Annotated in this window: 19 protein-coding genes; 10 read left to right on the plus strand and 9 right to left on the minus strand. The window is 51.7% G+C overall.

From position 1 onward, the window contains the following. Window positions 1–173 precede the first annotated feature (173 nt). The 10 genes from JL719_RS04900 to JL719_RS04945 all read left to right on the plus strand — a co-directional run bounded on the left by JL719_RS04900 (window position 174) and on the right by JL719_RS04945 (window position 8914). A complete protein-coding gene (locus JL719_RS04900) occupies window positions 174–1106 on the plus strand; it encodes a hypothetical protein (protein WP_033157120.1) in 933 nt (310 codons plus the stop codon). Window positions 1107–1283: 177 nt separating this feature from the next. Beyond that, a complete protein-coding gene (gene acpP / locus JL719_RS04905; protein ID WP_013820083.1) occupies window positions 1284–1517 on the plus strand; it encodes an acyl carrier protein in 234 nt (77 codons plus the stop codon). A 90-nt stretch (window positions 1518–1607) separates the two neighbouring features. Beyond that, window positions 1608–2852 carry a beta-ketoacyl-ACP synthase II gene (fabF, locus tag JL719_RS04910; protein WP_033157119.1) on the plus strand — a complete coding sequence of 415 codons (1245 nt, stop codon included), beginning with the start codon at window positions 1608–1610 and terminating at the stop codon, window positions 2850–2852. Between the two features lie 30 nt (window positions 2853–2882). Then, complete coding sequence (pabC, locus tag JL719_RS04915) at window positions 2883–3704, plus strand: aminodeoxychorismate lyase (protein ID WP_033157118.1); 822 nt, start codon at window positions 2883–2885, stop codon at window positions 3702–3704. Window positions 3705–3706: 2 nt separating this feature from the next. Beyond that, window positions 3707–4696 (plus strand): endolytic transglycosylase MltG, encoded by a 990-nt coding sequence (mltG, locus tag JL719_RS04920; RefSeq protein WP_308441626.1) that lies wholly within the window; start codon window positions 3707–3709, stop codon window positions 4694–4696. Then, window positions 4693–5319 (plus strand): dTMP kinase, encoded by a 627-nt coding sequence (gene tmk, locus JL719_RS04925; protein WP_033157116.1) that lies wholly within the window; start codon window positions 4693–4695, stop codon window positions 5317–5319. Before mltG ends, tmk begins: the two co-directional genes overlap by 4 nt. Further along, window positions 5319–6323 (plus strand): DNA polymerase III subunit delta', encoded by a 1005-nt coding sequence (locus JL719_RS04930; protein WP_033157115.1) that lies wholly within the window; start codon window positions 5319–5321, stop codon window positions 6321–6323. The genes tmk and JL719_RS04930 overlap by 1 nt, the downstream gene beginning before the upstream one ends. A gap of 4 nt (window positions 6324–6327) precedes the next feature. Next, window positions 6328–6681 carry a PilZ domain-containing protein gene (locus JL719_RS04935; RefSeq protein ID WP_033157114.1) on the plus strand — a complete coding sequence of 118 codons (354 nt, stop codon included), beginning with the start codon at window positions 6328–6330 and terminating at the stop codon, window positions 6679–6681. A 48-nt stretch (window positions 6682–6729) separates the two neighbouring features. Continuing rightward, the gene (locus JL719_RS04940; protein WP_033157113.1) at window positions 6730–7530 is read left to right on the plus strand and encodes a TatD family hydrolase; all 801 of its coding nucleotides are present in this window, start codon (window positions 6730–6732) and stop codon (window positions 7528–7530) included. 250 nt (window positions 7531–7780) lie between these two features. Next, window positions 7781–8914, plus strand: coding sequence for a methyltransferase (locus JL719_RS04945; RefSeq protein ID WP_033157112.1), 1134 nt, complete (start codon window positions 7781–7783; stop codon window positions 8912–8914). Between the two features lies 1 nt (window position 8915). Here JL719_RS04945 and JL719_RS04950 read toward each other — a convergent pair whose 3' ends face one another. The 9 genes from JL719_RS04950 to shc all read right to left on the minus strand — a co-directional run bounded on the left by JL719_RS04950 (window position 8916) and on the right by shc (window position 19404). Next, a complete protein-coding gene (locus tag JL719_RS04950; RefSeq protein WP_033157111.1) occupies window positions 8916–9779 on the minus strand; it encodes a glycosyltransferase family 2 protein in 864 nt (287 codons plus the stop codon). An 85-nt stretch (window positions 9780–9864) separates the two neighbouring features. Then, window positions 9865–10632: a hydroxyacylglutathione hydrolase gene (gloB, locus tag JL719_RS04955; protein ID WP_033157110.1), complete on the minus strand. Its 768-nt coding sequence runs from the start codon at window positions 10630–10632 to the stop codon at window positions 9865–9867. A 28-nt stretch (window positions 10633–10660) separates the two neighbouring features. Beyond that, window positions 10661–11359 (minus strand): class I SAM-dependent methyltransferase, encoded by a 699-nt coding sequence (locus JL719_RS04960; RefSeq protein ID WP_165385919.1) that lies wholly within the window; start codon window positions 11357–11359, stop codon window positions 10661–10663. A 47-nt stretch (window positions 11360–11406) separates the two neighbouring features. Further along, a complete protein-coding gene (dxs, locus tag JL719_RS04965) occupies window positions 11407–13269 on the minus strand; it encodes a 1-deoxy-D-xylulose-5-phosphate synthase (protein ID WP_129871348.1) in 1863 nt (620 codons plus the stop codon). A gap of 2 nt (window positions 13270–13271) precedes the next feature. After that, the gene (locus JL719_RS04970) at window positions 13272–14903 is read right to left on the minus strand and encodes a CopD family protein (RefSeq protein ID WP_051670568.1); all 1632 of its coding nucleotides are present in this window, start codon (window positions 14901–14903) and stop codon (window positions 13272–13274) included. A 5-nt stretch (window positions 14904–14908) separates the two neighbouring features. Next, window positions 14909–15268 carry a copper resistance CopC family protein gene (locus JL719_RS04975; protein ID WP_033159609.1) on the minus strand — a complete coding sequence of 120 codons (360 nt, stop codon included), beginning with the start codon at window positions 15266–15268 and terminating at the stop codon, window positions 14909–14911. Between the two features lie 10 nt (window positions 15269–15278). After that, on the minus strand, window positions 15279–16664 hold the full coding sequence (locus JL719_RS04980) for an aspartate aminotransferase family protein (protein WP_033159608.1): 1386 nt from the start codon (window positions 16662–16664) through the stop codon (window positions 15279–15281). 83 nt (window positions 16665–16747) lie between these two features. Further along, window positions 16748–17452, minus strand: a complete 705-nt coding sequence (locus JL719_RS04985; protein ID WP_033159607.1) for a phosphorylase family protein — start codon at window positions 17450–17452, stop codon at window positions 16748–16750. Next, window positions 17449–19404: a squalene--hopene cyclase gene (gene shc / locus JL719_RS04990; RefSeq protein WP_033159606.1), complete on the minus strand. Its 1956-nt coding sequence runs from the start codon at window positions 19402–19404 to the stop codon at window positions 17449–17451. Before shc ends, JL719_RS04985 begins: the two co-directional genes overlap by 4 nt. Window positions 19405–19411: the final 7 nt, after the last annotated feature.

Genomic DNA, 19411 nt, shown 5'->3' on the forward strand with positions numbered 1-19411 from the left:
TGCAGATGGCTTGTCGTTAACCAAGTTAGTAAGGATATGTCGATAGTAAGCTGATTTCCGGTCCAGGCCGAGGATTGTTGTCGGCTCAGAACAAGCTGGTTTGGTGCGTTATTTCCTGATTTACCGCAATCAGCCTAGAATAGCCGGCTCATATCTACTGTCATTGGTCATCGATGAAAGATAAATCGTTTACTTTCGAACAAATTCATATCGAAGTCGCCCGCAACGCATCTGACGATTTCAACTTGTTTCACGACAAGCATAAATGGCTGCAGGTCACGCACAATCCGTTTAAAGGCCCGATCGTGCTGGGCTTTCAGTTAAATACTTTGATCGAATATCAGATGCGCTTATACCGGGAGGCGCATCACGAAGACCAGATTATCGCCGACAATCAGCTGCGTTTTAGTAATTATCAGATCATCTTTGTTAATGCCTTGCGGCCGCGGCAAGAGATGACGCTGGATATTAAAAAGACCTTGATTGCGACAATACCCGAGCTGACTTTGACCAATCGCATCGCGATAAAGTCGCAAGGCAAAACCATTTTGCTGGGGTATAAAAAAGAAACCAAACAGCCTTTGTTTTTAGCGGATACTGATTTAAGCGGCCTGCCGGATTTGAATGCCCTATGCGATAAAACCGTGGTGCCCGGCACCGAGTTTTTTTTAAAGCGCAAGTGGATGAATAACGGCAACGTCAAGAACTTTTTGTCCGGATCGTTTGCGGAACAGTCGGATTATTTCGACGAGTTGTTGCAGGTGGCGCAGTATCCGGAAGTGTTTCCCTGCAGTTTGACGTCCGGCGCGTTGCTGGAGAAGGCGCAGTTGGAAAACCACGACTTCAAACGCAATCCGATGGTATACACCTCTCACGACATTTCAGTGGATCGCGTGCATCTGGCGACTTTGAAAAACAACGACAAGCTGCATATTCTGGTCAAGCAACTGCCGGAGTCCCCGGATAAAACCCTGAATCACACCAGTATCATGCTGCGTACCTACGAATGTTTTGGCGTGTTGGAGAACCAGGCAGTTTTGTTCCGGATCAAACTGAATTTGGTGCCTTTGGAAGAAATTATTAAAAATTTGAGCGGGAAAACATAGCCTCAGGCCGCGAATCGCCTAGTCGCGGGCGAATGTTGTGAATTTTTTGGAACATAAAGTATAATCCGCGCTGTCGTTAGGCAAGGCCAGTGACGAGATTGCAAATTCAATTAATACAACACTAAAGATAAGGTAAGTGCTCGCAGTCAGGCATTTGCATTGTTCGAGGAAAAAAATATGAGTAATATCGAAGAACGAGTAAAAAAGATTGTCGCAGAACAATTAGGCGTAAAAGAAGAAATCGCGAACGATGCGTCTTTTGTTGACGATCTTGGTGCTGATTCTTTAGACACAGTTGAACTCGTCATGGCTCTGGAAGAAGAATTCGAATGCGAAATTCCAGACGAAGAAGCTGAAAAAATCACCACAGTCCAATTGGCTATCGATTACATCAACGCCAATCTGCAGTAAGTTGTTTCCAAAAGTTAGTGGGTGCTTGCCATCCACTAGCCGGTTTATCTCCCTTCTCTGGTTGTCTTCTTTTTTTACCGGTAGTTTACTGTGAGCACACGTCGAGTTGTTATAACGGGCTTAGGCGCCATTACGCCGTTAGCCAATAATGTTGCCGATACCTGGGATGGCATTGTCAACGGGAAGAGCGGCATTAGTCCGATCGATTCATTTGACATATCCCCTTTTGCAACGACGTTCGGCGGTGTCATCAGAAATTTCAATATCGGCGACTATATTGCCGAGAAGGATGCCAAGCGCATGGACGGTTTCGTGCATTACGGCATTGCAGCGGGCTGCCAGGCGATTGAGGATTCCGGTTTTGAAGTCACCGAAGAAAATGCCGAGCGGATCGGTGTGGCTATCGGCGCCGGCATCGGCGGCATTACCGGTATTGAAGAATGCTATGCCACCTACGTGGCCGGCGGACCAAGACGGATTTCGCCTTTCTTTGTGCCGGGCAACATCATTAATATGATTTCCGGTAATCTGTCGATCAAATACGGTTTGAAAGGCCCCAACTTTGCCATCGTCACCGCCTGTTCAACCGGTACGCATAATATTGGCGACGCTGCGCGCCTGATCAAATACGGCGATGCCGATGTGATGGTGGCCGGTGGTGCAGAGCGCTGCACGACCTCGCCGACCGCGATGGGTGGATTCGCTTCGGCAAAAGCCTTGTCGCGCCGTAATGACAGCCCTACCACTGCTAGCCGACCCTGGGACCGCGACCGTGACGGTTTCGTCCTCAGCGACGGCGCCGGAGTAGTAGTCCTGGAAGAACTGGAGCATGCCAAGGCGCGCGGGGCGAAAATTTACGCGGAGCTGGTTGGCTACGGCATGAGTGGCGACGCATACCATATTACTTCGCCGTCTGAAGGTGGCGAAGGCGCGGCGCGTTGCATGCGCAATGCGATGCGTGACGCTAAAGTTAATCCTGAAGACGTGCACTACATTAATGCCCACGGCACCTCGACGCCGGCTGGAGATATTGGCGAAACGCATGCCATGAAGTTGGCGCTAGGCGATCACGCTTATAAATTGGCCGTCAGTTCCACCAAGTCTATGATCGGTCATTTGCTAGGCGCGGCGGGTGGCATCGAAGCGGTATTGACGGCATTGGCTATCCAGCACCAAATCGCACCACCCACCATCAATTTGGAAAATCCCGATCCTGAGTGCGATCTGGATTATGTCCCGAACATAGCCAGAAACATGAACATCGATGTTGCCATTTCCAACTCGTTTGGGTTTGGTGGCACCAACGGTTCTCTGGTTTTCAAACGTTACCAATAAGCGTTTCCGCTTCCGCAGTGTCGTCTGGCTATGTTTTTATTGAACGGCGAGCACAGACACTGTGTCGATGTTGCTGATCGAGGATTTCAATACGGCGACGGTCTATTCGAGACTGTCGAAGTATTGCAGGGCAAACCGCTGTTTTTTGATCGCCACCTAACACGCTTAGCAGAGGGTTGTCGCCGGCTGCGAATCCCGATGCCGGATACTGTCTTGCTCGACACGGAAGCCCGGAAATTGTGCGAATCCAGCGAGCGGGCCGTGTTGAAATTGATGGTCACGCGCGGCAGTGGTGGCCGCGGTTACCGGCAGCCAGAGCAAGTTATCCCTACCAGGCTGTTCAGCCTGCATCCTTACCCCGATTATCCCCTGCAATTTCAAACAGACGGCATCGCCGCGCGTTTTTGCGAACAGCGTTTGTCTTTGAATTCTAGCTTGGCCGGTATCAAACACATGAATCGACTCGAGCAGATTTTAGCCAGAGCGGAATGGCAAGATGATTCGATTCAAGAGGGTTTGATGTTGGATACTCAAGGCCAGGTCGTGGAAGGCACGATGAGTAATCTATTCATCGTCAAGTCAGGCAGTTTATACACGCCGCCGTTGGGACAATGCGGCGTCGCCGGTATTGTGCGAGAGTTGATTATGGCGTTCGCGCAGTGCAGCAAGCTACCGTTGTTTGAGCAAGCAATCGATCAAACTGCCGTTTTGCAGGCTGACGAGCTATTTGTCAGCAACTCGGTAATCGGTATCTGGCCGATTAAACGGCTGGAAGCGCAAGTTTTTAGTGTCGGCGCCATCACCCGGCGCTTGCAAGACTTGCTCAACGCAGCCCGCATGGCAGAGGTATAGCAGTGTTTAGAAGCATTATCGCATTTACATTATTGATGGTATTGGGTTTGGTGTCGATTTGGGCCGGCATGCACTATCAACTGATTCTAAAAAAGCCGGTCGTCATGACCGAAACCGTGATTGAAATTAAAAAAGGCGATACGCTGGAATCGGTGGTGAAAAATCTGCGTGCCCAGCAGGTGACGGTGAATCGCTTATGGTTTCGGTTGTTTGCCTATCGGAAAAATCTCGACCATTTGTTGAAGGTGGGTGAGTATGTGTTAGCGAAAGGTTCTACCGCCGCCGACATTCTGCAACAATTGACCGATGGTAAAACCCGCAAGTATTCGATTACGTTTCCGGAGGGTTGGTCCTTTAAGCAAATGTTCAATACCATCAAAAACAACCCCAACCTGCAACACACGCTGACCGATAACCAATTGGAAGACCTGATGGCGCAAATCGGTTCGGATAAGAATCATCCGGAGGGTTTGTTTTTTCCCGACACCTATTTCTTTGAAAAAAATACCTCCGATGTCGATTTGCTTAAGCGTGCGCATGATCGCATGCAAGCGGTGTTGAACGAAGAATGGCAAAAACGCGATGACGGCGTGCCCTTGGAAAACCCTTACGAGGCGTTGATTTTGGCGTCTATTGTCGAAAAAGAGACCGGCGCCGGCGAAGAGCGCAGAAAGATCGCCGGGGTATTTGCGCGGCGTTTAAAGAAAGGCATGTTGTTGCAAACCGATCCTACCGTCATTTATGGCATGGGCGACGATTACCATGGCGATATCCGGCATAAAGATTTGCGCGAACCCACACCCTACAACACCTATATCATCGAAGGCCTGCCGCCCACACCGATTGCAATGCCGGGCAAGCAGGCGATAGTAGCCGCCTTGCACCCGGATAATAGTGATGCTTTGTTTTTTGTCGCCCGCGGCAATGGCCGCCATGCGTTTTCTTCGACCTTGGCTGAACACGAAAAATACGTCGATCAATATCAACGATGACACACGGACGATTTATTACGCTGGAAGGTGGAGAAGGCGTTGGCAAGTCCACCAATCTGCAATTTATCAAACAGCTGCTGGAAGAACGAGGCATCCCGTTGGTACTGACCCGCGAGCCGGGTGGTACCGGCATTGCCGAAAAGATTCGCGGGATTTTGTTGGAACGGCAAGCGGAAAGTTTGACCGAGCAAGCCGAGTTGTTGTTGGTGTTCGCGGCTCGCGCTCAACATATTCAACAAGTGATCTTGCCGGCGTTGCAGCAAGGGCAGTGGGTGGTGTGCGACCGTTTCACTGACGCTACTTATGCGTACCAGGGCGGAGGCCGCCATATGGATCTACACACCATAGCCTGGCTGGAAAACACCGTGCAGGGCACGCTTCGGCCGGATTTGACCTTTGTCCTCGATGCGCCGATAGAAATCGGCATGCAGCGCGCCAAGCATCGGGGCGAACTGGACCGGTTTGAAACCGAACAGTTAGCGTTTTTCGACCGAGTCCGGCAAGCATATTTGCAACGTGCCGCGACGGATTTGCGTCGTTACAAAATTATCGATGCCAGTTTGCCGCTCAGCGAGGTGCAACAGCAGTTGCGCCTTGAGTTGGCAGGCTTGTGGGCCGATTGATGTCTACCCAAATGCAGGTTTACCCCTGGCAACAGGATAATTGGCGGCAGTTGCACGGTTATATCGAGCAACAACGCATCCCGCAAGCCTTGCTGTTTTCCGGCGCGGCAGGGCAAGGCAAACGGCATTTGGCCGGATATTACGCCCGAACCCTGTTGTGTCACGCGCCGCTGGCCGATGCGAGTGCCTGCGGTCATTGCATTGCTTGTAAATTGTTCGATGCGCAAACCCATCCCGATTTTCTGACGATAGAACCTGACGAACCGGGCAAGGCCATCGGTATCGACAAAATCAGGCAGTTAATCGTCAAGCTGGCGTTGAAGCCGCAATATGACCATGCCTACCGCGTGGTGATTATTCAGCCGGCCGATGCCTTGAATACGGCTTCGGCGAATGCGTTTTTGAAATGTCTGGAAGAGCCGACCGAACGCACGTGCTTATTGTTGATCAGCGAGCAACCGAGCCGTTTGCCAGCGACGATTCGCAGTCGTTGTCAGAAAATCGATTGCGTAACCCCCGCTCACGAACTGGCAATGACTTGGTTGCGGCAGCAGCGCAGTGTCGGAGAGCAGGCCGATCTGCTCTTAACTCTGGCCCAAGGCTCGCCGCTATTGGCTCAGCAATACGCCGAACTCAATATGATTCAGCTCCGGCAGCAGTATTTCGACGCCTGGTTGCAAGTGGCACAAGGCAAAGAGAATCTGTTAACCGTCGCCGAATTCTGGCAAAAGCAGGAAAAGATTGATTTGGCCGTGGTGTTACGCTGGATGGCAAGCTGGGTCGCTGATATTGTTAAATGCGCTTACCGGGCGGAATCGCTGGAACTTGCCAATCCGGATCTGAAAAATGCCTTGCAAGCCCTCGCCCAGCGGCTAGAATTGAAACGCCTCTATCGGTTTTACGATAATGTGCTTACCACCAAGTCGCAATTGAACACGCAACTTAATAAACAATTGATGGTCGAGCAGCTATTGATTAGCTGGTCGCAACTGAATAGACACTAAGCGTATGGCAGAATCAGCAGCACCCAGACAAGGTATCCTGTCCTTATCGATCAAGGATAAAAACGCGCTGTATGCGGCGTACATGCCCTTCGTGAAAAATGGCGGCTTGTTCATCCCGACCAAACGCGAATACGAGATGGGTGAGGAAGTGTTCATGTTGCTGAATTTAATGGACGAAACTGAACGCTTGCCGATTGCCGGTAAAATTATCTGGAAAACGCCGTCCGGCGCGGAAGGCTATCGCGCCGCCGGTATTGGCGTGCAATTCAGTGATCAGGATGGTGGTGCTGCGCGCAATAAAATCGAAACCTATCTGGCCGGTGCATTAGAATCTGATCGCTCCACGCACACCATGTAAACACTTTTGCGGGCGGACTTTGCCGCTTGTCTTTACTTTTCTAAACTCATGTTCATCGACTCCCACTGCCATCTTGATCGTATCGACTTGGCGCCCTACGCTAATGATTTCAATACCTTCATGCAAGCGGCACGCGCGGCCCAGATCAGCCATATGCTGTGTATTGCTATCGATATGGAAGCCTATCCGGCTATGCTGGAGCAAGTCATGCCGTATTCGGACATCTCCTTGTCGGTGGGCGTGCATCCAAATGTTCATGATGGGCGTGAGCCCACGCTGGATGACTTGCTGCAGTTGGCCGATAACGAAAAAGTGATCGCCATTGGTGAGACGGGGCTGGACTATTTTCGTAGCGAGGGCGATTTGGAATGGCAGTTTCAACGGTTTCGCACCCATATCGCCGCCGCCAAGACACTCAACAAGCCTTTAATTATCCATACTCGCGAAGCTGGGCAGGATTCCTTGGATGTGTTGCGGCAAGAAGGCGCGGACCAAGTGGGCGGGATTATCCACTGTTTTACCGAGGATTGGGCTTATGCGGAAAAAGCATTGGATTTGAATTTCTATATCTCTTTTTCGGGCATCGTGACCTTCAAGAACGCGGAAGCCATCAAAGATGTGGCGCGTAAAATACCAGCCGACCGTTTTCTGATTGAAACCGACTCACCGTATCTGGCGCCGGTGCCGTATCGCGGTAAACCGAATTATCCGACCTATGTGCGCTACGTGGCGGAACATATTGCGGATTTGCGCGGAACCTCTGTCGAAGCCATTGCCGAGCAATCGACCGAGAACTTTTATCGCCTGTTTGCCGGATCTTCGGCCGATAAGCTACGTCGGGCTAGCTAAAAAAAACGACCGGGTCCATGTTGCGATGGACCGGCCGTTCGGAGAGGTGGGGTATAACTCTCATTCCCCATAGGGGCGCATACAAGAGTTGCTTGCAGTTTACTGAAGCGACACTGTCCTGAAAATGTGGCATTTTGCCGCGTGGCAAATTGTCGCTGCCCTGGCGGTTAACCTAATTCCTTGAAGTGCCGTCATGACATCTATCTACCTTTTATGCCCTGGGGTATAGCAACTTTATTTTTCTCGGAATATGGATCTGGAATTAGCTAGTCCGCTAGGAGTTTTTCAACTCCAGCGCTTACCTTTTCGCAAAAATGAACTGCTGCGGGCTTGGGATGCTGCTGACGAATATCTGTTAAATCACCTGGCTGCCGCAGGCATTGCCGAGCATGGCAGTATCGTCATCCTCAATGACAGCTTCGGTGCGTTGGCAGTTTCGCTAAGCGCTTACCGGCCAACCGCTATGTCCGATTCCTGGCTTTCGCAGCAGGCGACACGTATTAATCTGGCATTGAATCGCATAGACCACGAGCGAGTGCGCTTGTTGGATAGCCTGTCGCTACCGGAAGCGGACATTGATTACCTACTGATTAAAATCCCCAAAACCATGGCTTTGCTGGAGTATCAATTGCATAGGCTTAAACCGTTGTTGAAGGCTGATTGTCGGGTAATCGCTGCCGGTATGGTAAAGACCTTACCGCCAAACACCTGGAAATTGCTGGAGCGCTTGGTCGGGCCCACGCAGCCCTCTTTGGCGGTGAAAAAAGCTAGACTGATTTTTGCCAGTGTGGATCAAAATCTGCAACTGCCGGAAAACCCTTATCCCACGCGCTATCAGTTGGAGAATAGCGATCTTTCGGTCTGCAATCACGCCAACGTATTTTCTCGCGATAGCCTGGATATAGGCACCCGTTTTTTATTGGAGCATCTGCCGCAAAACTCCGAGTACCGAGATTTTATCGATTTGGGTTGTGGTAACGGCATCGTCGGCGTGATGTTGGCAAAACAAAACCCAAATGCGCGAATAGGGTTTATCGACGAATCGTTTATGGCTATCGCCTCGGCCAAAGAAAATTTTGCGGCGGCTTTTGCCGATAGTCGGCAGGCCGATTTTTTAGTTGCCGACTGTTTGAGCGATTACCCGGAGAACAGTGCAGACTGCATAGTCTGTAACCCGCCGTTCCATCAACAGCACACCATAGGCGATCATATTGCCTGGCAGATGTTCCGGCAGGCACATAAGGTCTTGCGTAAGGGCGGTGAGTTACGGGTAATCGGTAATCGCCATTTGAACTATCATCTGGCGCTGAAGAAATTATTCGGCAATTGCCGGCAGCTGGCGGCAAATGCCAAGTTTGTGATTTTCAGCAGCGTGAAGGTTTGAGCTATTCGATATTTTTATAATGTAAGGATGAAATCTGTTCGGAAACGATGCCGATCAGAAAGATAAACAAGGACGACAAAAACAGTACTGCGCTCATATTGGTAAATCGGTTTTCCGTGAAGTAGGTGTAGCCGTAATAGCCGGCTCCCAAGCTAAATACTATGCTGCTGATGGGTAAAAATAGCCGCATGGGCGAGAACAGCACCCCAATCCGTAAGATAATAATAAAAAATCGAAAACCGTCATGCATCAGCCGGATATGGCTTTTGCCGCTGCGTTTGCCGGCGTGGATAGGAATGTAGGCTACCGGGAAGCCGGAGCGAAAAAACGCCATCGTACTGGTGGTCGGATAAGAAAAACCGTTGGGTAACAAGTAAAGAAATTTGCGGAATTTGTTGGCTCGGGCCGCACGAAATCCGGAGGTAAGATCTTCTATTTTGTGTCCGGTCATCATTGATGCCAGCTTATTGTAGAACTTATTCGCCAGACGTCGGAATAATGAGGCATGGCTACCGGCGTTTCGGGCACCGACCACCATATCGTAGCCGTCGTTCAGTTTGTTAAGCAACGCCGGAATGTCGCCGGGGTCGTGTTGTCCATCGGCATCCATAAACACCAAAATATCGTTTTTTGCATGTCTGGCTCCGGTTTTAATCGCCGCACCGTTGCCCATGCTGTAAGGGTGATCAATCACTGTGACACCGGCCGCGCGAGCGATGGCGGCAGTATCGTCCGTCGAGCCATCGTTTATCAGCAGAATTTCCGCATCCGGGTACAGCAGATGTAACAGCGGTAAAAAGGACGGCAGATTTTTAGATTCGTTTTTCGCGGGGATGACGATGCTGATCGACGGGATGTTATTCATGAAAATCCAAAGGTTGGCAAGGAAACATGCCGAAATGTGGACAACAGTCTAGCAGAATTAAAGGGTATCGACAGCTGGGGTCGATTTATCGAAACTGGTCTTTCAATAGGCGTAATTGCCTGAAAACCGCCAAGTCGGATTGGTCTGTCATGCCGATATTGCTGCGAATGCCGAGGTCGTGCGCCCTAAAAAAAGGGTTGGTCGCCAATTCCAGGCCGATAGTCGAGGGAAGGGTGGGGCGGTTTTGTTGGCGAAGTTCGGCGACTTGATCAATTCGCTGTCGCAATTGCGGATTGTCCGGATCAACCGACAACGCAAAAAGGCCATTTGCGGCGGTATATTCGTGGGCGCAGTAGATGCGGGTTTCGGCCGGCAAGGCTTTCAGTTTTTCCAACGAATGCCACATCTGTTCGGCGCTGCCTTCGAACAATCGGCCGCAACCCAGCGAAAACAAAGTGTCGCCGCAAAACAAAGCCTGGCTATCGGCGCTGTAATAAACGATATGCCCTACGGTATGGCCGGGTGTGTCGATGACCTGAAAGCACTGATTGCCGAGTTTAACTACATCCCCGTCGCCGAGCAGTATGTCAATGCCGGGGATACGCGCCTGGTCGGCTGCCGAGCCAACGATCTTGCAGCCGGTTTGCTGCTTGAGTTGTAAATTGGCGCCTATATGGTCGCTGTGATGATGGGTATTAAAAATGTAATCAAGTTGCCAGGATTTTTCGACTAAAACATCGATAACCGGATCGGCAACGGCGGGGTCAATCACGGCGGTCAATCCGGAATAAGTGTCTTGTAATAGATAAATGTAATTGTCTTGTAGAACCGGTATTTGCAGGATTTCTAACATTTATCTATGTGCAATAGTTAATCAATAATTATTTTCTGGCAATGAAGACCATTTGGTGACAATGGTAAGGATCGATTTTTTCAAAAACAGGCTGAATGAAGTTTGGCAGCGGATATAAGCCAAAGCCATACCCCGTGACTTGTGAGAAACCAATAGTGTTTAGATATTTTTTCAGCGTCAAGTAACTGAATACCACTAAATGGCGGTGAACAGGTGTATCGGACTCGGTATCCCAGTGAAGTTCATCTGCGCTGACCTTAAAAACTTCCTCCGATTTCAGCAAAATATCCGAGTCGGGGTGTGGGCCGCTAGAGGGCATTTTTCCGGCAAGAATCAGGGCGGCGGTGAAATAAGTGCTAATGTTTGGGGTTAAAAGCACCAGTTTGCCCCCTGGCTCTAATGTTCTATGCGTCTCTTTGAGAAAATGACAGCCATTTAGTAAATGTTCCAAAACAGAAAGCGCGAATACACAGCTGAATTTGTCGTTTTCGAAAGGCAGCTTTTTATTCAGATCGCCCTGCTGAACATTAAGCTGCTTTAACCGGGCCGCATTGACGCTGTCACTATCCCACTCGATGCCGTGATATTGAGCGTGGGTTAAACCTATTTCGGTAGCAAGGCGATCAAACCAATAGCCGCTGTTGGCACCACAGTCAAGACATGCTCCGCCATTCTCTTTTAGCGCCGATACTATTTCCCTGGCCGCCAACGCATACGCTTCCGACATCGTGCGTTGGTACAAGGACTTGAAATAGCTCTGTAACATCGGGCTGTTTACGCACAAACCGCCCGAATCTTAGCCAAGATACCCTTAGTATCCAGGCTGCATAATGCCAGCAATTCCTCGCGACTACCTTGCTCGACGAAGCGATCCGGCAGGCCGATGTTCAACACCGGCATCAGAATGTTCTGTGGCTGCAAGAACTCGTTCACCGCACTGCCGGCACCGCCGGCAATCACGTTCTCTTCAACCGTGACGATCACGTCATGGCTTTTCGCCAGCTCTAGAATCAAGGCTTCATCCAGCGGTTTCACAAAGCGCATATTCACCACCGTCGCGCCCAGCTGCTTGCCGGCTTCCACTGACGGTGTCACCATACTGCCCCAGGCCAGAATCGCAATGCGGCTGCCTTGATGGCGGATTTCGCCTTTGCCGATGGGGAGTTCGGTCAAGGCCTTATCGACCGTGGCCCCCGGCCCCTTGCCGCGCGGATAGCGCACCGAGGCCGGGCCTTTGTGCTTGAAACCGGTGGTCAGCATCTGCCGGCACTCGTTCTCATCGGCCGGCGCCATCACCAGCATATTCGGAATACAGCGCATATAACTATAATCAAACGCCCCGGCATGGGTCGGACCGTCCGGCCCCACGAGACCCGCTCGATCCAGGGCAAACAGCACATCCAGATTCTGCAAAGCGACATCGTGGATTAACTGATCGTAAGCGCGTTGTAAAAACGTCGAATAAATCGCCACCACCGGCTTGGCCCCCTGACAGGCTTGACCGGCCGCCAAGGTCACCGCATGTTGCTCGGCAATCGCCACATCGAAATAGCGTTTCGGAAACTGCTGGGAAAACGCCACCAAGCCCGAGCCTTCGCGCATCGCTGGGGTAATCCCTAACAGCCGCTCATCCTGCTTGGCCATATCGCACAACCAAGTGCCGAACACTTCCGTATAGGTCGGGTGTGGCGAAGGCGCGGCTTTAGGTAAATAATCCTTGCTCGGATCGAAAGCCGGCACCCCGTGATAGGCTAACGGATCTTTCTCGGCTGGCGCATAGCCTTTGCCTTTCTTGGTCACCACATGTAAAAACACCGGCCCGGACAAATCCTTCAACTTCTCTAAAGTCGAAACCAGCATCGCCACATCGTGGCCGTCGATCGGCCCGAAATAATTAAAGCCCAACTCCTCGAACAAGGTACCCGGCACAATCATGCCCTTCACATGCTCCTCGGTTTTCCGGGCCAGTTCCCACACCGACGGCATACTAGCCAAGGCCTTCTTACTCTCTTCCCGTACCGACGAATAAAACTTGCTCGACAACACCTTGGTCAGATAATTATTCATCGCGCCTACTGGGGGCGAAATCGACATATCGTTATCGTTCAAAATCACCAACAGATTGGCATTCACATCACCGGCATGATTCATCGCCTCGTAGGCCATGCCGCCGGTGATCGAACCGTCACCGATGATCGCCACCATCTTCTTGTCTTCCCCGCGTAACTGCGAAGCAATCGCCATGCCCAGTGCCGCACTGATCGACGTTGACGAATGGCCGACGCCAAAGGCGTCGTACTCACTTTCCGAGCGGCACGGAAACGCCGACACCCCGCCCAAGGTGCGAATCGTCGGCATCCGCTCTTTCCGCCCCGTCAAAATCTTATGCGGATAAGCCTGATGGCCCACATCCCATACCAACTGATCCGAAGGCGTATCGAACACATAATGCAGCGCCACCGTCAGTTCCACCGTGCCCAGGCCAGCCGAGAAATGGCCGCCGGAGATACTGACGGTATGGGTCAGATAGCGACGCAACTCATCGGCCAGGGGTTCGAGTTGTTCAGGCTTCAGGGCCCGAACGTCGGCGGGAGTCTGGATGGTATCTAGTAACGGAAATTCGTTAGTCTGTTTCATGATCAGTACAGGGGTTCACGATAGAACATCAGGATGACGCCTATCTGGAATAAAGCGAACACTGAAATAAATCCGGCTACGTTTTTACCGGGCGAATCTAGCTTAAGTTCCAGCCAGCGACCGCAAGCCAGGATCAGCGAGAATACGCCCATCATGGTATGGCCGACCTGAATCAGGAAGGCGGTTTTTGCCTCGAAACCGACATGCGAATGCGCCAACAGCATCATGCCGCCAAATGCCGCCAGCAACGGAAACATGTAAGGCATGAAGCCGCTGTTATTGTTAAGACGGGCTCTAACTTCGATCAAACCCAATACGAATACCAGTAAAGTGGCGATACGATGTTGCAGAATTTCGCCATTGTTAAACGTGCTTTCCCAGAAACCGATAGGGCCGAGCGGCCAGCTTTCGGCGTCGCTGCGGAAAAACAGGAACACGCCCAATGCCATGAAACCCACCGGCCAGAAGCGCGCCCAACGATGGAAGCGATCAGAAAACGACAACATCGCGAAGAAGCTCATGGTCGCCAGGAAGATGCCGGAGATGTTGTGGTTGTAATCCGACCAGGCGGTAGCGGCCTCGGACGGAATCTGACCGACGATGGCCACCCGTCCGGCTTCACCGGCAATTAAGGCTTCGTGAGTCGGCGATTCCCAGCGTGGTACGCGCGGATGAAACATGTTCAAGACTTCTTCAAAACTGGCCGTTAAATGCGGAATGTCGACTGCGGGCGGTTGCGAGGCCAAACTGGCGGCAGTGAACAGGATAGTCAGCAGTATCAGGGTTTCCGCTTCGATATAGTAGGGCACGCGCGCGGTCAGGGCATACAGGCTGCGGCTGGTGAAATAGGCATTCACGGCTTGCCGATTCAACCAGGCAAAGCCTAATGCCAGGCCCAGCATGATGATTTTTACCAATAACAGATTGCCGTAGCCAGCGCCGATGAAGCCTTGGAAAGTGCGGATGTAATACCAGGCCAGCGGCGTGCCGGTGACCAGCAATATGACGACTGAGCCGATGCCCACTGCCGAGAAGCGTTTCAGCAATAAAGGCCAAACTTCAACGGCTATGGCATTACGTTTTTTCAAGCCCCATAACGTCAGAATTTGAAATATGCCGCCTACCCAAGTGGCCGCAGCGATCTGATGCGTGACAGTTAACGTCATTAACAGGCCGCGATCCTCCAAACGACTGGCGCCGTGTACCAACCAGGCTGCGGAAATGACCAGCGGCACAATAATCGCCGTGGACAGCACCCAGAATTGTTTGGAGCGTGGATTGCTTTTTAACGCTTGCCGGATGAACACCGCCAAAATAAAAGCGCAGGTAGCGCGCGCTAAACCGGCCTGGAATTGCACGGTTTGGAAAAACGCCGGGAACGGCGATTTGCCCAAGGTCACGGCCATCAGCCATATTTTCAGGCCGATTTTCGACAATTGGGTGATGACCAGGGCTTTGCTGCCGAAATGAATCAGGTTGACGGTTTTGCTCAGCAAGGCCGAGTTATACAGCGCCTCTTCATGCCAGGGGCGCAGGACTAACAGTCCCCACAGCAAGCCACCGATGGTGATGGAATAAAACGTGAGATCGACGCCGCCTATCAGTGAGTCTAAATAATTTGCAATGCCTTCCATGCGGATCACTTAGCCTGTTTGACAAAAAAACGCAGCAGGTCTTCGCTGAGATGGCCGTCGGCGGCGAAGATTTTTAATTTGATGGCATATTCGCCGGGTTCCAAGGCTGGCAGATGCAGCAAGACTTGGCCGGGTTTTTCGCCCGGCGTGGCCGTAATGGTTTGCATTTTATCCCCGGCACTGACCAGGAATACTTCCGATAAATCCAATTCCACTTTGGAATTGAACGATAATTCCACGTCACTGGCCAAATTGACCGGCACGGGTTTGAGTTTTAAAGAATTGTGCGTGACAACGGCGTGGCCGAAAGCGCTGTTACTGGCGACCAGTGCCAAGGCGAACAAAGCGGGTTTGAAAAAATTCATGTAGGGCACCTTATTTTTTGTTTTTCAGAGCATGGCCGGCCAGGTTTTTACCCAGCGTCCAGATCGAACCGGTGACGTTATGCGTATCGGCAATGGTTTTTTCCACGGAATTGACGATCCAATCGCGGTCTTTTTGAGTCAGCGTCAGCGGCGGTAAAAATTTGACCACGTTCATGCCGTGGCCGGCCACTTGCGCCAGTACCCGATGTTCCTTGAACAGCGGGATCAGGATCATCTGGCAGAAGAGGCCTTTGTTGGCGGCTTCCAGCATGGCCCAGGCGGCTTTCAATCCCAAGCTTTTCGGCGACTGGAATTCGATGGCAATCATTGAACCTTTGCCGCGCGCTTCCTTCAGGAACTCGTATTTTGGCGCCATCGCGTTGATGGTGGCTATGATGTCTTCCCCGACCTTGGCACTGTTTTCGACCAGTTTTTCTTCGTGAACCACATGCAAGGCAGACAGGCCGGCAGCCATTGCCATATTGTTCTTAGAGAAGGTTGAACCATGCACGACGGCTCGGTCCATGCGGTTGAACACGGTGTCCATGATATGGGTGGTCATGGCGACGCCGCCGACAGGGATGAAGCCGCCGGACAAGGCTTTGGCCATCAAAATCATGTCCGGTTTAACGCCCCAGTGCTCGATGGCCCAGAACTTGCCGGTGCGGCCTATGCCGGTCTGGATTTCGTCGGCCACGAACAAGGTGCCGTATTTTTTACATAAACGCTCGACTTCCGGCAGGTAGTTGTCGTCCGGAATGTTGACGCCTTTGCCCTGGATGGGCTCGACAATGAAAGCGGCGACATCTTTGCTGCTCAAAGCTTGTTCCAGTGCGGCCAAGTCATTGAACGGTACGGAAGTACATTCCGGCAATAGTGGGCCGAAACCTTCGCGGAAGATGTGTTCGCCGGTCAGTGACAATGAGCCCATCGTCAGGCCGTGGTAGCCATGGTCGCAATGCACGATACGCGAACGTTTGGTGGTGTAGCGGGCGAATTTGATCGCCGCTTCGACGGCTTCGGTACCGGAATTGCAGAAAAACATTTTCTCCAGATTGTCCGGGCAGGTCGCCAGAATTTCTTTGGCCAGCAGGCCGCTGAGCAAGGACACATCCATCTGTACCAGGCTGGGTAATTCCAGCGTCAGGGTTTCTTGCAGGGCTTTGATGATGGTCGGATGGTTGCGTCCCATCGCAAACACTCCGAAACCGCTCAGCAAGTCCAGGTATTCGTTACCGTCTTCGTCGTAAAGATATTGGCCGATCGCTTTTTTATAGTTTCTGTCGTAACCGATAGTGCGTAAGACGCGCACCATCTGGTTGTTAAGATAATGCTCGTGCAAATCGAATTTCTCGTCGAAATGCTGAGTAAAAAGATCGGCAATGCTAAAAGACATGTAATACCTCGTAAGTGCTTGGTTTATTTCCGGATTACGCTATGTTCCCGCTGCTTAACCCTTCAATAATTCACGGTTTTCTGCTAAAAAACGATGATTTCGTTTAGTTGTTTGGCAATGATTTTCAAGGTTTTTTGCGCGGCATGAAAATGTAAGCCCAACTTGATGAGACTGGGCGCTTCCCATGGGTGGGTTGCCAAAAAACGCAAGAGTTTGCTGGTTTCTACCTGCCCCTGGCCATTTAGGGCCTGAGTAACCGCTTGGGGTAGGCTCATGCTTACCGGATCGGCAATCGTACGAATTGCCAGACAAGGTAAGTTCGATTGCTCGGCAATTTTGGCCATGGCGCAGCTTTCCATGTCCAAGGCAATCGCACCGGTCTGCCGGTATAGTTTGTGCTTATCGCTACTGTTGCTGACGATATGGCTGCTTTCAGCCAACTTACCATTGGAAATCGGAAACTGCTTATCCAGCAACTCGTGCAGACGCTTACGCCAGCGCGGATCAGTATCGAACACCTGTTGTTGCTCCGATAACAGTTGCTCGGCCAACATCAGATCTCCCGGTTTCAATTGCGGCGACAATGCGGCTGCGCAGCCCCAACTGATCAGTTTTTTAGCGCCTTTGGCGATTAACAGGCGCGTGGCCCGCTCCGCATTGACCGGTCCGGCACCGGCAAATGCCAGGAGAATGTTGTCGGCGATTCTGACGCAATCACCCTGGACCAACTTTAGGCGGGTCAGGGTGGAGAGCTCTTCCGGTAAGGCAACAAGAATTCCTATGGTCACTGTTTGGCTAATTCGTTACGGTATCTAGCCAACGCCCACAATGGGAAGAATTTGTCATAGCCGTGATACTTCAAATAAAACACCTTTGGAAAGCCCGGTGCGGTAAAGCAGGGGTCATTCCAAACCCCGTCCGCCTGCTGGCTGCGCAGCAGGAAATCAATGCCGGCTTTGACTTCCTGGCTATGGACTTCGCCGGCGGCGATCAAGCCCAACACGGCCCAAGCGGTTTGGAAGGCGGTGCTGAAATGGTAGCGGCCGCGAAATTTCTTATCGTCGTGATAACTCAAGTTGTCTTCACCCCAGCCGCCGTCTTCGCGTTGGACGCTTTTCAGCCACGCCGCAGCTTTGGTGTACATCGGGTCACTTTTCGGTACATCGGTTTGTTCCAGGCCCAGCAAGGCAGACCAGGTGCCGTAAATATAATTGGTGCCCCAGCGGCCGAACCACGAACCGTCGGCTTCTTGATCGCCGCGGATGTATTCGATAGTGCGTTTCAGGGCTGGTAAATATTCGTCGTGATCCTTCGCCACTCGGGCCATCAGCATCGCGCAGCGGGCGCTGACGTCGACAGTCGGTGGGTCGAGCAGGGCGCCGTGGTCGGCGAATGGAATTTCGTTCAGATAGTAATAGGTGTTGTCGACATCGAACGCGCCGTAGCCGCCGTTTTGCGATTGCATACCGACAATCCAGCGTGTCGCTCTGTGAATGGACTCGTCCAATTCAGGTAGATTGGAGTCTGCCATCGCAAAGCCAACAACCGCTGTATCGTCGACATCGGGGTAATGCGGATTGGCAAATTGAAATGCCCAGCCGCCACCAGCCAGATTAGGGCGGCGAACACGCCAATCGCCTGGTTCGTCAGACAGTTGTACGCTCTTGAGCCATTCGTAAGCTTTGCTTAGTTGCGGAGCGTTAGCGGTTTTGTCGGATTCCTGCAGAGCCAATGCCGCCAGTGCCGTATCCCAAACTGGCGATAAGCACGGTTGACAATAGGCGTAGTCATCTTTGATAACCAGCAGTTTATCGATTGATTGGCGAGCGATCACCACGTTAGGGTGATCGGCTGGAAAGCCTAGTAACAACATGGCTTGGTAGGCGTTAACCATGGCGGGGAATATGCCGCCCAAACCATCCTCGCCATTCAGGCGTTCGGTAAACCAATCAACGGCTTTTTGAATGGCGTGTTCGCGCATGCGTTGTGGAATCAACGGCTCGGTAACGCGGCCCAGTTTATCCAGGCCCAGGAAGAATTTATTCAGCAGAGTCCGTTCTGGAAAGTAATGTTTTTCCTCGTCCGGATGAACGACAAACAATTCCAGGACGTTGACCTTGTGCGGATTTTTGGCTTTAGCCTTTAGGGTGCACATGATGAACAGCGGTACCATCACGGTGCGCGACCAATAGGATACTTTGTCCAGATGAAACGGAAACCAGCTGGGCAGCAGCATAATTTCCACCGGAATATACGGCACGCCGCGCCAGGGTAATTGTTCGAATATCGCCAGTGCGATTCGGGTGAAGACGTTGGCGCGCGCCGCACCGCCTTGGCTGAGTATCCACTCTCTTAATTTGACCATATGCGGCGCATCGATGGCGTCGCCGGCCATTTTTAAGGCGTAATAAGCTTTGACGCTACCGCTGATGTCGCCGGGGCCGCCGGTAAATAGCGGATAGCTGCCGTCTTCGGCCTGGCGGCTGCGCAGGTAAACGGCCATTTTGCGCTGCAATTCTTCATCGATGTCGTCCAGGTAGTGCATCATCATGATGTATTCGGACGGGATAGTGCAGTCGGCTTCCAGCTCAAATACCCAATAACCTTCCGGGCTTTGCAGGCTAAGTAATTTTTCCTGGGCGCGTGCGATAGCGGCATTCAGTAAGCCAAGGCCGCTTTTACTGCTGCTGGTATTGTTCGTGTCGTGGCTGCTGGTATCTATATGGGCTTCAGTAAACATAGTGATT

Origin of the sequence: Methylomonas sp. LW13 (assembly GCF_016865255.1) — a bacterium.
In the GTDB taxonomy this organism is placed as follows: Bacteria; Pseudomonadota; Gammaproteobacteria; order Methylococcales; family Methylomonadaceae; genus Methylomonas.